The 12,502-nt window shown below is 61.7% G+C and carries 12 protein-coding genes; 6 read left to right on the forward strand and 6 right to left on the reverse strand.

Features of this window, described 5'->3' with window-relative positions; genetic code table 11:
• Positions 1–28 precede the first annotated feature (28 nt).
• From ACVDHE_RS14270 to ACVDHE_RS14295, 6 genes are all read left to right on the forward strand, one after another.
• Positions 29–1,558 (forward strand): histidine kinase, encoded by a 1,530-nt coding sequence (locus ACVDHE_RS14270; protein ID WP_458884941.1) that lies wholly within the window; start codon positions 29–31, stop codon positions 1,556–1,558.
• A gap of 62 nt (positions 1,559–1,620) precedes the next feature.
• Positions 1,621–2,448: a response regulator gene (locus ACVDHE_RS14275; RefSeq protein ID WP_418724975.1), complete on the forward strand. Its 828-nt coding sequence runs from the start codon at positions 1,621–1,623 to the stop codon at positions 2,446–2,448.
• 14 nt (positions 2,449–2,462) lie between these two features.
• Positions 2,463–3,971, forward strand: coding sequence for an ABC transporter ATP-binding protein (locus ACVDHE_RS14280; protein WP_458884942.1), 1,509 nt, complete (start codon positions 2,463–2,465; stop codon positions 3,969–3,971).
• Positions 3,972–3,987: 16 nt separating this feature from the next.
• Complete coding sequence (locus tag ACVDHE_RS14285; protein WP_213038634.1) at positions 3,988–5,049, forward strand: ABC transporter permease; 1,062 nt, start codon at positions 3,988–3,990, stop codon at positions 5,047–5,049.
• On the forward strand, positions 5,046–5,978 hold the full coding sequence (locus ACVDHE_RS14290; RefSeq protein WP_213038635.1) for an ABC transporter permease: 933 nt from the start codon (positions 5,046–5,048) through the stop codon (positions 5,976–5,978). The genes ACVDHE_RS14285 and ACVDHE_RS14290 overlap by 4 nt, the downstream gene beginning before the upstream one ends.
• Positions 5,979–6,058: 80 nt before the next feature.
• Complete coding sequence (locus tag ACVDHE_RS14295) at positions 6,059–7,111, forward strand: BMP family protein (protein WP_458884943.1); 1,053 nt, start codon at positions 6,059–6,061, stop codon at positions 7,109–7,111.
• A gap of 196 nt (positions 7,112–7,307) precedes the next feature.
• On the opposite strand, the gene ACVDHE_RS14300 is transcribed toward ACVDHE_RS14295, so the two are convergent.
• The 6 genes from ACVDHE_RS14300 to ACVDHE_RS14325 all read right to left on the reverse strand — a co-directional run bounded on the left by ACVDHE_RS14300 (position 7,308) and on the right by ACVDHE_RS14325 (position 12,377).
• Complete coding sequence (locus ACVDHE_RS14300; RefSeq protein WP_213038637.1) at positions 7,308–8,039, reverse strand: RraA family protein; 732 nt, start codon at positions 8,037–8,039, stop codon at positions 7,308–7,310.
• A 1-nt stretch (position 8,040) separates the two neighbouring features.
• On the reverse strand, positions 8,041–8,844 hold the full coding sequence (locus tag ACVDHE_RS14305; protein WP_213038638.1) for an HpcH/HpaI aldolase family protein: 804 nt from the start codon (positions 8,842–8,844) through the stop codon (positions 8,041–8,043).
• A 13-nt stretch (positions 8,845–8,857) separates the two neighbouring features.
• Positions 8,858–10,375, reverse strand: coding sequence for a tripartite tricarboxylate transporter permease (locus ACVDHE_RS14310; protein ID WP_249539298.1), 1,518 nt, complete (start codon positions 10,373–10,375; stop codon positions 8,858–8,860).
• 18 nt (positions 10,376–10,393) lie between these two features.
• Positions 10,394–10,879 carry a tripartite tricarboxylate transporter TctB family protein gene (locus tag ACVDHE_RS14315; RefSeq protein WP_458884944.1) on the reverse strand — a complete coding sequence of 162 codons (486 nt, stop codon included), beginning with the start codon at positions 10,877–10,879 and terminating at the stop codon, positions 10,394–10,396.
• 106 nt (positions 10,880–10,985) lie between these two features.
• Entirely contained in the window at positions 10,986–12,029 is a 1,044-nt protein-coding gene (locus tag ACVDHE_RS14320) for a tripartite tricarboxylate transporter substrate binding protein (protein WP_418724970.1), read from the reverse strand.
• Between the two features lie 153 nt (positions 12,030–12,182).
• Complete coding sequence (locus ACVDHE_RS14325; protein ID WP_458884945.1) at positions 12,183–12,377, reverse strand: hypothetical protein; 195 nt, start codon at positions 12,375–12,377, stop codon at positions 12,183–12,185.
• Positions 12,378–12,502 lie beyond the last annotated feature (125 nt).

Here is a 12,502-nt window from a genome sequence, read left to right on the forward strand (position 1 = left end):
ATGCTGGAGGCGGAAGGGAGGCGCCGCCATGGAGGATCGAAAAAACGAACACCGGCTGTGGGTCCACGCCGGCGGCGTGTTCGCCCTGGTGCTGGCAGCGGCGCTGCTGCTGACCGCGTACATGGAATACGGCGCCATCCAGCAGGACCGGGACCGCATGTCCCATATCGCCCAGTCCATCGGCTCGGAGACCTATGAGACGCTGCTCTCCGAAATGGGAAAGACCCGGGTGCTGGAGGCCTATCTGATCCAGACCGGCGGCTCTTACCAGGGCTTTGAAAAGGTCGCTCCCATTCTGCTGCGGGAGCGGTTCGTGCGGAACGTGCTCTTCGCTCCCGGCGGCGTGGTGGAGGCGATCTATCCCCTGGCTGGCAACGAGAGCGCCATGGGCCTGGATATGAACGAGGAGGGCGCGGGAAATCTGGAGGCCCGGGCCGCCATGGAAAAGGGCGAGCTCTATATCGCCGGTCCCTTCGAGCTGGTTCAGGGAGGCCTGGGCATCGCCGGGCGGCTGCCGGTATATCTGGAGGATGCCGCCGGACAGCGGACCTTCTGGGGCATCGTCTCCGTGACGCTGGACTTCCCGGAGGTCCTCTCCGGCAGCCCGGTGGAGCGGGTCAGCGACCAGGGCTTTGCCTGCGAGGTCTGGCGGATCAATCCGGACACCGGGGAGCGGCAGACCATTTTGATGTCGGAGACGGCGCCCCGGAGCGGATGGCAGTCGGTGACGCTCCGGCAGGAGCTGTTCAACGCCGACTGGACCATCACCCTCTCTCCCCTGCGGCCCTGGTATGCCCGGCCCAGTCTGTGGCTGTACCTGACCATCGGACTGCTGCTGAGCCTGCTGGCCGCAGCGGGCACTTACAACCTGGAACGTGTACGGCTGATGCGGGCCGAGGCTGCCCGGCGGGAGATCCTCCAGCTCCAGACCCAGCTGGAGCACGAGCAGACCGATATGCTCCTCAGCCAGATCCGGTCCCATTTCTTCTACCACACCCTCAACTCTCTCCAGGCCCTGATCGTCCTGCAGCCCGACGCCGCCTACAAAATGGCCGGGGATTTCGCGCGATATCTGCGCTTCACCCTGGACGCGGCCACCGCCGCCGGGGGCATGGGCTCCTTCCGGGAGGAACTGCGGGCGGTGCGGGCCTATGCCGACATCAACCAAGCCCAGCTGGGCAAGCGGCTGACCATGGTCTACCATGTGCCGCCGGAAGCGGACTTCCCCCTGCCGGTGCTGACCATCCAGCCGGTGGTGGAGAACGCCATCCTCCACGGCATCAAGCCCAAGGTGGGCGGCGGCACCGTCACTCTCACCCTGGACGAGACGCCGACCCACTGGCGCGTCACCGTGGCCGACGACGGCCCGGGCTTCGACCCCACCGCGGCTACGGAGGCAGGCTCCATCGGCCTTGGCAATGTGCGCCGCCGGCTCAGCCGTTTCCCCGGCTGCGGCATCGAGATCGAAAGCGCCCCGGGACAGGGCACGCGGGTGGTGCTGTCCTATCAGAAGAGTGCAGATCAATTTTTGACAAATTCTATACAATATCCACAATGAAGCGTACGGTTCCCGTACGCTTCATTTGGTATAATCTACATAGAAAAGGGAGGTGAGGCGCTTTGAAGACCATCCTGGTGGACGACATGCTGCTGGACCTGCAGCTGTTCGAGCTGAAATGCGCCGACATGCCCGACTTTGAGATCGTGGGCAAATTCACGGACCCCGACCAGGCCATCGCCTATGCCGCCGGCCATGTGGTGGACTTTGCTCTGCTGGACATCGACATGCCCGGCATGAACGGCATGGAGCTGGCCCAGCGCCTGCGGCAGATCCGGGGCGACATCATCATCGTCTTTGCCACGGCCCATCCCAAGTTCGCCGTGGACGCCCTGCGGATGAAGGCGGACTACATGATCTTCAAGCCCTTTGACCGGGAGGACATCGCCGACGTCATGGAGCGGGCCAAGCTCCTGCGCCGGCGGCAGAGCAAGCGGTTTTTCTTCCGCACCTTCGGCTCCTTCGATATGCTGGTGGACGGGGAGCCGGTCCGTTTCCGCTCCGCCAAGGCCAAGGAGCTGATGGCCCTGTGCCTGTACCGGCAGGGCTGTCCCGTGTCCATTCACGAGATCGTGGAGTGCCTCTGGGGCGAGGAGGCCGCCGGAGCCGACAGCACCGGCTACCGCCGCACCATCAAGGAGCTGACGGACACGCTCCGGGACTGCGCCGCGGAGGAGCTGATCCTCCGGGCCAGGGGGAGCCTTCAGCTGCGGCTGGAGCTGGTGGACTCCGACTACCAGCGCTTTCTGGAGGGGGACGAGGACGCCATCTGCCATTTCCAGGGGGATTTTCTGCGGCAGTACTCCTGGGCGGAGCCCATGATCTACACCTTGCAGGAGAAAAAGCAACTGATGCTCGCCCGCCTGTCCCGGCGGGATGAGCACCCATGAAGGAGGGATGGACGTTGGATGAATTCCTGAGAATGGAGCACGTCAGCAAACGGTTCGGCGACTTCTACGCCAACAGGGAGATCGACCTCACCGTCCGGCGGGGCGAGGTCCACACCCTGCTGGGCGAGAACGGCGCCGGCAAGTCCACGCTGATGAACGTCCTCATCGGGCTGTACCAGCCCACAGAGGGCGCCATCTACTTAGACGCCAAAAAGGTCCGCATCGACTCCCCCGCCCAGGCGGTGAAGCTGGGCATCGGCATGGTCCATCAGCATTTCATGCTGGTGGAGGCCATGACGGTCTTTGAGAACATCATCCTGGGCGACCGGAACACGAAGGGGATCTTTATCGACCGGGAGGCCCGGAAAAAGGAGATCCTGGAGCTCTCCGCCCGGTACGGCCTGGACGTGGAACTGGACAAACCCATCACGGAGATCGCCGTGGGCGCCCAGCAGCGGGTGGAGATCCTCAAGGCCCTGTACCGGGGTGCGGAGCTGCTGATCCTGGACGAACCCTCCGCCGCCCTGACGGACATCGAGGTGGAGGGCCTGTTCGACATCATGCGCAAGCTCACCGGCGAGGGCAAGAGCATCATCTTCATCAGCCACAAGATGCGGGAGGTCATGCGGATCTCCGACCGGATCACTATTCTCCGGGCAGGCCGGACCGTTTGCACCCTGAACCGGGACGACACCAACGGCGAGGAGCTGGCCAACCTGATGATCGGCCGGGAGCTGACCCCCTCCCACTACGAGAAGATCACCGCCCCGGGAGAGCCGGTGGTGTCCCTGGAGAAGGTGGACTACCACAAGGAGTCCAAGCACAACGGCCTCAGCGGCGTGTCCCTGACCGTGGGCCGGGGCGAGATCGTGGGCATCGCCGGCGTGGACGGCAACGGCCAGAGCCAGCTGGCCCAGGTGGTCACCGGCGTGCTGACGCCGGACGCCGGCCACGTGGACCTGAAGGGGTCCCGGGTGGCCCAGTTCACCCCCAACGGCTTTATTCTGGAGAGCGTGTCTCACATCCCCGAAGACCGGAACAAGATGGGCCTCATCGGCAGCATGTCCATCCAGGAGAACATCGTCCTCAAATCCACGGACACCCCCCAGTTCTCCTCCGCCTGGGGCTTCCGGCTGAAAAAGCGGGCCATCCGGGAGTATGCGGAGAAGATGCGGGAGAAATACGACATCCGCTGCACCTCCGTGGACCAGGAGACCCGGAACCTCTCCGGCGGCAACCAGCAGAAGGTCATCCTGGCCCGGGAGCTGGAGGGCCACCCGGACCTGCTGGTGGCGGTCCACCCCACCCGGGGTCTGGACATCGGCGCCACCCGCTTCGTCCACGACACCATGATCGAGGCCCGTGAAAAGGGCTGCGGCGTGCTGCTGATCTCCGCCGACTTCGACGAGATCCTGGAGGTCTCCGACCGGATCGTGGTCATGTTCGAGGGACAGGTGATGGGTGTCTTTTCCGGCAAGGAACCGCCCATCCAGGACATCAGTCTGGCCATGGCCGGCAAGTGAGGAGGGAGACACGGATATGAAAAACAGCAACAAGCTGATCTGCGTGCTGGTGCCGGTGGTCTCCGTGCTGCTGGCCTTCGCCATCGGCTGCGCGGTCATGGCCTTCCTGGGCGCCAATCCCCTGACGGCGCTGCAGTCCCTGTGGACCGGTGCCTTCGGCAACTTGCGCAACGTGGGCACCACGCTGTCCCGGGCAACGCCCCTGATCTTTACGGGCCTTTGCGCCTGCTTTGCCTACCGCTGCGGCGTGTTCAACCTGGGCGGCGAGGGCCAGTTCATCATCGGCTCCGTGGTCTGCTGCTATGTGGCCACCCAGAGCGGGATCGAGGGCCTCCCCGCCATCATCCTGTGCCTGATCGCCGGGGCTGTTGCCGGCGGTCTGTGGGCGCTGATCCCGGGCCTTCTCAAGGTCTACCGGGGCCAGAACGAAATGATCATCTCCATCATGCTCAACTACGTGGCCACCCTGTTCATGGGCGTGGTGTACACCAACTGGCTGCGGGAGGGCAGCGTGCCCCAGACCATGTCCGTCCCGGACGCCACCAAGCTCAGCCGCCTGTTCGGCCTGCGGGCCACCACGGCCTTCGTCATCGCCATCGCGGCGGGCCTTCTGGTCTACTACTTCCTGTTCTACACCTCCAAGGGCTTCCAGCTGCGGGCGGTGGGACTGAACATGACGGCGGCGGAGTTCAACGGCTTCGCGGTCAAGCGGTACATCCTCTTCAGCTTCGTGGTCTCCGGCGTCATCGCGGGCCTGGGCGGCAGCGCGGAGCTGCTGGGCACCCAGTACCGGCTCATCAACGGCTTCGCCTCCGGCTACGGCTTCGACGGCGTGGCCATGGCCCTGATCGCCCAGCTCCACCCCCTGGCGACCATCCTGGTGGCCATCTTCTTCGCGGCGCTGCGGGTGGGCTCCACCACCATGCAGGCGGCCACCGGCGTGCCCACCAGCGTCTCGGACATCATCCAGGCCCTGGTGATCGTGTTCACCGTGGCGGGCCTCGCCATGGTGAAGCTGCCCCAGTTCAAGGCGGCCATTGACCGCCTCTTTACCAGAAAGGAGGCCGCTACGTCATGAGTTGGGAATTCATCTCCAATCTGCTGCTGGCCAGCATCCGCATGGCCACGCCCCTGATCTTCCTGTCCCTGGCGGAGCTGTACTCCCAGCGGGCAGGCCTGGTCCACATCGGCCTGGAGGGTCTGGCCGCCATCGGCTCCCTGGCGGGCTTTTTGGTGAGCCTCATCACCGGCAGCCCCATGCTGGGTGTGGCGGCCGGCGCGGCGGTGGGCATCCTGGTGAACTTGGTCTTTGCCTATGCCACCGTAACGCTTTGCGCTGAGCAGATCGTCTACGGCATGGCCATCAACATCTTCGCCCCGGCCCTGGCGGCCTTCATCTACCGGGTCTACTTCGGCGCCGGCAGCACCCTGGTGCAGGTGACGCTGATGAACAACCTCTCCGCCACCCTGGGCATCAGCACCGACAACTTCCTGCTCAAGCTCCTGCTGGATCAGCCCCCCATGGTGTATCTGGCCTACGGTCTGGTGATCTTCACCGCCATCTACTTCAACAAGACCAAGTCCGGCCTCAACTACAAGGCCGTGGGCGAGTATCCCAAGGCCGCGGCCACCCTGGGCATCAACGTGATCGGCGTGAAGTACGCCGCCTGCGTGATCTGCGGCGCCCTGGCCGGCATCGGCGGCGCCTACCTCACCACCTGCTACTCCAACACCTATGTGGACGGCAACGTGGCCGGGCGGGGGTTCATCGCCCTGGCGGCGGTGATCTTCGGCCGCTGGACCGGCGCCGGCGTGCTGCTGGCGTGTTTGTTCTTCGGCTTCTGCGACGCGCTGCAGATCCGCCTCCAGGTGGGCAGCTTCGGCATCCCCTATCAGTTCTTCCAGATGATCCCCTACATCGCCACGGTGGTGGTGCTGGCCCTGATCGGCATGAAGAAGGCCGGTCCCAAGGGCGCCGGCAAGCCCTACCTGCGGGAGGATCAGTGAGGAATAACCGCCGCCTGCGCGGCTGTTAGAGCATAGAACGCACCACAAACCACGGATCACAAGAATTGGAGGAAAGAATGATGAAAAAACTGTTTGCTCTGCTCTTATCCCTGGCGATGGTCCTGTCCCTGGCCGCCTGCGGCGGCGGTGGCGGCGACATGGCCGCCGATGACGGCGGCGCCCAGACCGAGGAGTCTGGCGGAGACAAAGAATACAAGGTGGCCATGATCTGCGACTCCAGCATCTCCGACGGCGGGTGGGGCATGTCCTGCTACAACGCTATGGTGGACGCTGCCGCTGAGCACGGCTGGGCCACCGAGGTCTCCGACATGATCGCCCAGTCCGCCTACTATGAGACCATCGTCACCTACTGCGACCTGGGCTATGACCTGATCTACGCCCCCGGCAACCAGTACACCGACGCTGTTCTCCAGGCCGCCGAGGAGTATCCGGATGTGGCCTTCGCCCTGCTCAACGGCGGCACCGGCACCCCTGAGCAGGCCGTCAACGGCAACGTCACCTCCCTGCTGCCCGACGCCCAGCAGGTCGGCTGGATCGCCGGCGCTCTGGCGGGCCTCATGACCGAGACCGGCACCATCGCCTTCATCGGCGGCATGGAGCTGGACACCACCGTGGGCAAGTACAACGGCTATGCCGAGGCGGCCGCCTATGTGGGCGAGCAGGCCGGCAAGACCGTCAGCACCCTGGACATCGTCTACTCCGGCGACTTCTCCGCCTCCGACAAGGGCATTGAGTTCGCCAAGGCTATGATCGACGAGGGCGCCGACGTGTTCTTCGGCGACGCCTCCGCCGTGGACTCCGGCGCCCGGCAGGCCATCGACGAGGCCAACGCCGCCAGCGGCTCCGTGAAGATCTTCGACATCGCCCAGCCCTCCGATCTGCTGGGTCAGAACGAGTGCATCATCTGCAGCCAGGTCACCGACAACGCCTCTCTGGTGGGACTTTGCATGGAGGCCGTGCAGAGCGGCACCTTCGGCGGAGAGGTCATCTACGGCACCATGCAGAACGGCGTTCTGTCCGCCGGCGGCCTCAGCGACCTGGTCCCCGCGGAGGTCCAGGACCAGTATCTGGCCTACATCGACCAGATGGTGGAAGGCACCTTCATGCAGTGATCGGTGGACCGCATCCGGAAAGCACCGCTCATCCCTTGTGAAGAAAGAGACACGGCCAAGGCCGTGTCTCTTCTTCTGCTTCCCGTCTGAACGGGGAACGCCGCTCAGCTTATGGATTCCTCTACTTTACAAGGCGAGGCCTGCGGAAAAACGCAGGCCTCGTCCCAGGTAGGCACTTCAGCGCCTTGGCAGCATGTCAGTTCCGGCCGGCAATGGAGGCCCGGCGGCGCTGCATCTCATTGCGCCAGACCATGATCTCCCTGGCGGTGACCCGCTGGCCGCGGGCGATGGCCTCGCGGCAGGGCTCCAGCAGGGCATTTTCCGCATCCATTGCCCGGACGCAGGCCTCCGCCACCTCCCCGGCGATCTCCTCCGGGATCACGATGGCTCCGTGATGGTCGGCATGGATGAGGTCGCCGGGCCGCACGGTCATGCCGCAGATATCCACCTCGGTCCCGGCCTCCACCATATGGATGTAAGCGTGGGAGATCAGGACCTCTTTGGAGAACATGTAAAAGCCGACCTTCCGGACTTCTTCGATATCCCGCACACCGCCGTCCGTAATGACGCCGATGCAGCCCAGGGCCCGGTGGACAGTCGCCTGCACATCGCCCCAGAAGGAACCCACAGGCACCCGGTCCAGATCCTGGATAGCGGCCACCATGGGCAGATCGAATCCCTCGTATTGACGGTAATACGCTTCCATGACCTCAGCGTGTTCCGGGCGGGCCGGATGCCGGGCCGAAATCACACCGGTCCGGGCGTAGCCCACCATGGGCTTGTCGCTCATGGCGGAACGCAGCCGCAGCTCCGGCCGGGTGAAGCCTTCCGTCCGCCCCCGGACGCCGAAGCCCTCGATAGCGTTGCAGATGGTCGGCGTGTCGAATCTCGACAGCGCCTCCAGCTGCTCACGTGTCAGCAATTTCATCTCAATATGCCTTTCCCATCGCTTCCAGCACACTGCGGGAAGTCTGCAAGACGCCCTGCGCGCCGCTGACGATGTAGTTGAAGTCAAAATTCATAGCGATGTAGTTGACGCCCCTGCGGACCCAGTCCCGGACGAAGCTCTCGCTGCAGGCACCGGAGACGCCAAAGAGCTTTCCGCTCCCAGCCAGGGCCTCACCGATTTTGTCGAACTGCTCCCGGACCTCCGGGTCATTGACGGTGTAGGTCCGCTCCGGGGTATTCATGCTCATGCAGAAGTCGTTGGGCCCCACCACAAAGCCGCTGATTCCGGGCAGCTTTGCAATTTCCGGCAGATCCTTCACCACGTCGATATGCTCGATCTGCACGATGGTAAGGACGTACTTGTCGGTGTTGTCCACGTAGTCCTGCTTATCCCAGATGCCGTAGTTGACGGCCCGCCTGGGACCCATGCCGCGGATGCCGTAGGGGGGATAGTGGGTGGCGGCGGCGGCCTGTCTGGCCTCCTCCAAGGAGCAGACCATGGGCACCACGATGCCGTCGGCGCCCATATCCAGAACCGCCTTGATGATGACCGGGTCATTCCAGGGGACCCGCACGATGCCGGCGGCTCCGGCGGCCCGGCAGGCCATCAGGTGGTTTTGGATGTCCTTGCGGTCAATGGCGCTGTGCTCTCCATCGATCCAGATGAAATCAAAACCGCAGCCGGCAATCATCTCGGTGATAAAGGGACTGTCGAAGCCCACGTGGGATCCCAGGGCAATTTTTCCCTGGGCAACTTTATCCGTGATCTTATGTGCGTTGTACATCTGCATCCCCCTCTCAGGCTGTCGTTTTCCGGCTGCTGCGCATCTTCCGCACATACTTGACCCCCCACCACACAAGGACCAGGATCGTGAGGATCATGAAGCAGGCGGTCACAGGACGCTGGAAGAACGCGAAGAAGTTGCCGTTGGTATACATCAGTCCGGAACGCAGCTTCTCCTCCACGATGGGTCCCATGATGAAGCCCAGGATGACGGGAGGCAGAGGCAGCTTCACCATATTGAAGATATAGCCGATGGCGCCGAAGATAAAAATGCTGAATACATCGAACATGCGGTTGTTGGTGGCAAAGGCGCCCACCACGCACATCACAAAAATCACCGGCAGCAGAATGTGCTTGGGGATGTTCAGCAGCTTCACGAACAGCCGCAGACCGAAAAACTCCTCGATCAGCATGACAAAGCTGGCCAGCAGCAGAGCGATGTAGATGGCGTAGACAAAGCTGCCGTTGGTGGAGAAGAGCATGGGTCCCGGGGCGAGACCCTGAACGATCAGGCCGCCCAGCAGCATGGCCGTATTGGTGTCGCCGGGGATGCCCAGCGTCAGGAGCGGGACCATGGCGCCGCCGATGGAGGCGTTGTTGGAGGTCTCCGAGGCGACGATACCGTCGATGATGCCGGTGCCGTATTTCTCCGGGTGCTTGGAGGCGCTCTTGGAAGCGGAGTAGGCCAGAACATTGGCGGCACTGCCGCCGATGCCGGGCAGGATGCCAACGGCGGCTCCGATCACGGAGGAGCGGACCAGATTTCCGAGCTGGGACTTGAATTCCTTGATGGAAAAGCCGAAGCCCTTGATCTTCAGGGACTTCTTATCCACCTCGCCGCTCATGTCCGCTGCCGCCTCGCCCCGGTGCTTGGAGAGCATGAAGATCTCCGTCACCGCATACAGGCCGATCAGCACCGGCAGCAGATCAAAGCCGGACTGCATGTCGTAAATTCCGAAAGTATACCGCTTGACGGAGTCGATGGGGGCCAGGCCCACCGTTCCCAGTGCCACGCCGAACAATCCGGCGATGCAGCCGCGGACAATGGAATCACCGGACAGTCCGATGACCATGGTCATGGAAAACAGGCCGATGGCAAAGTACTCCATGGGGCTGAACGTCACGGCAAAATCAGCGATCGGCTGAGCAATGGCCATCAGCAGCACGACGCCGAACAGCGTCCCCAAGAAGGAGAACACGATGCCGACGCCCAGTGCCTTGGGCGCCTCGCCCTTCAACGCCATGGGATGTCCGTCCCAGGTGGTGGCGATGGAGGCGGCCGTGCCGGGAATGTTGATCAATATGGCGGAAATCAGTCCGCCGGAAATACCGCCTACATACAGCGCCAGCAGCAGCGCGATGCCGTGGGCAGCGTCCATCTCAAAGGTAATGGGCAGAAACAGCGCAATGGCCATTGTAGCGGACAGGCCGGGGATCGCGCCGAAAATAATGCCGATGGCCACGCCCAGTGCCATGATCAGCAGGCAGCCGGGGGTGAAGATCATCTGGAGACCTTCAAGGATCATACTCATTTACTGCGACCTCCCTCTTCACTTCAAAATACCTGCCGGCAGGATCAGGTGGAACACGTTCAGGAACAGGTAGTAGATCCCGGTGGATACCACCAGGGCAATCACGAAATACAAAACATACGTCTTTGGACGGCGAAGATTGCTCACTTCCGTGAGGTACAGGAACTGCGCAAACAGATACAGGACGGATGCGATCAAAAAGCCCAGGGGCTCGATCAGGCAAATGTAGACCAGCAGGAGCACAGCGGTGCCCAGGACGTTCCTGTTCTCTTTTTTCTCCGTGCTGGAGGCTTCGTCCGGCTCCCTCCGGTTCCTGCGGAAGTCAGATACCGTCATGATGACACTCAGAATGACCAGCAGACCGCCCACAATCCGCGGAATAAACCCGGAATCCGGCACACCCCGCACATGGCGCGACTCGATGCACAGCAGCGCATATATAAAATAAAACAGCGACACCGCAAGGACACCGGCTGACATAATGGTGCGGCGATAACGGAACATCGTGCTTCATCTCCTCTCTTCTCTAATATTCCGCAGGCGAGCTCGTCCACTCGTCTGCGGAGTTTTGTGGTTGATGGTTAACTTTTGATTTTTACAGAGCGCCGGCTTATTCGCCCTTCAGTTCCGCGGACATCTCCATGAAACGGGCCAGCTCATCCTGCGCGTAAGCCACGGAGTCCTCGCGGTTGAGCAGGAAGGTGTCCTGATAATACGCCTCGGCAATGGCGGTGGCGTACTCCTCATTGTTGTTGGAAATATCGTCAATGGCAGCGCCCAGCTTTTCAATGATGGCCTCGGGAGTACCCTTGGGAACCAGGATATAATAGGCGTTCACGGAAACCAGGTCCTCATAACCCAGCTCCTTGGCGGTGGGGATGTCGGGGAACTGAGAGCTGCGCTCCTCGCCCACAGTGGCCAGGATCCGGAAGTCGCCGCTGTCGATGAAGGACTTCATGGTGCCGTAGGGATTGATGATGAACTCGAAATTCCCGCCTTTCAGGCCGGCAGTACGGTCACTGGAGGCGCCGGAGTTGACGATGTTCAGCTCCACGCCGCAGGCCTTCTCCATCAGCAGGCAGGCATAGTGAGAGGTGGCGCCGATAGAAGCGGGCACGATGAAGTCGCCGGGATTTTCCTTGATAGCGGCCACCAGATCGTCCAGGGTCTCATAGGGAGAGTCGCTGCGGACGGCAATGGCCTCCACGGCAGGACGGCCGCAGACGCGCACCATTTCAAAATCCTCAATGCCGATATCGGAAGTACCGGCGGCAGTGTTGACGTTAATGGAGGAATGGGTGAACAGGATGGTATAACCGTCGGCGTCCGCATCATAGACCTCCTTGGCAGCCAGCATGCCGCTGTTGCCCACCACATTGCTCACCGCCACAGGCTGGCCCAGTTCCTCTTCCAGATACTTTGCATATTGCCGGGCGTTGAAGTCCGTGTCGCCGCCGGCGTCAAAGGGCACGATCATCTGAATGGGCTTGGTGGGCCAATCGGTCTCGGTGCTGTCGCCGGACTGGGTATCCTCTGTGGTCTGATCCTGAGCGTCCTCCTGAACCTCATCCTCAGAACCGCCGCAGGCCGTCAGCAGAGAACCGGTGAGCAGCAGCGCCAGCAGCAGGGCAAGCAGTTTCTTCGTTTTTTTCATTGAATCTTCCTCCTTCGTAAATCAGCACTGTGATTTGGGTCCGTAGGAACCCGATACAGCTGCCAGGATATATAAGCATTTTTCGTGCCATTTTCATAATATCTAATTTTTCTTCGCTTTTTTCGTCATTTTACAAAAAAGAATGTTAATATTTTATCCATCTTCCCAAGAAGGCCTCCAAAAACCTTGTTTCAAATTTGTCAGATTTTTCACTACATCCTTTGAATTTGTTTCAGCAGCCGCAGAAACAATCTCTTCTCTCCAGCTGATTTCTTCATATGTTCCCGCGGATCCTCTCTTTTTTCTTTGAAAAGTCCACCTTTCCCCTTCCTTTTCAAGCGTTAACAAACTGTTTCACCGAAACGTTTCCTTGTAAAACTGAAACATCTCTGTTATAGTATATCGCAGCAGCTTCCCGTCGCAGCAAGTCTATTGTGCACGCCATGAACCCCCGGCGGCAAAAGGAGGTCTTT

The sequence above is a fragment of the Dysosmobacter sp. Phy genome, from assembly GCF_054476235.1.

Excerpts from the sequence above, each read along its gene's own strand:
- ACVDHE_RS14290 (WP_213038635.1), top strand. The coding sequence starts at position 5,046 with ATGAGTTGGGAATTCATCTCCAATCTGCTGCTGGCCAGCATCCGCATG.
- ACVDHE_RS14320 (WP_418724970.1), bottom strand. The coding sequence starts at position 12,029 with ATGAAAAAAACGAAGAAACTGCTTGCCCTGCTGCTGGCGCTGCTGCTC.
- ACVDHE_RS14315 (WP_458884944.1), bottom strand. The coding sequence starts at position 10,879 with ATGTTCCGTTATCGCCGCACCATTATGTCAGCCGGTGTCCTTGCGGTG.
- ACVDHE_RS14305 (WP_213038638.1), bottom strand. The coding sequence starts at position 8,844 with ATGTACAACGCACATAAGATCACGGATAAAGTTGCCCAGGGAAAAATT.
- ACVDHE_RS14300 (WP_213038637.1), bottom strand. The coding sequence starts at position 8,039 with ATGAAATTGCTGACACGTGAGCAGCTGGAGGCGCTGTCGAGATTCGAC.
- ACVDHE_RS14295 (WP_458884943.1), top strand. The coding sequence starts at position 6,059 with ATGAAAAAACTGTTTGCTCTGCTCTTATCCCTGGCGATGGTCCTGTCC.
- ACVDHE_RS14310 (WP_249539298.1), bottom strand. The coding sequence starts at position 10,375 with ATGAGTATGATCCTTGAAGGTCTCCAGATGATCTTCACCCCCGGCTGC.
- ACVDHE_RS14270 (WP_458884941.1), top strand. The coding sequence starts at position 29 with ATGGAGGATCGAAAAAACGAACACCGGCTGTGGGTCCACGCCGGCGGC.
- ACVDHE_RS14285 (WP_213038634.1), top strand. The coding sequence starts at position 3,988 with ATGAAAAACAGCAACAAGCTGATCTGCGTGCTGGTGCCGGTGGTCTCC.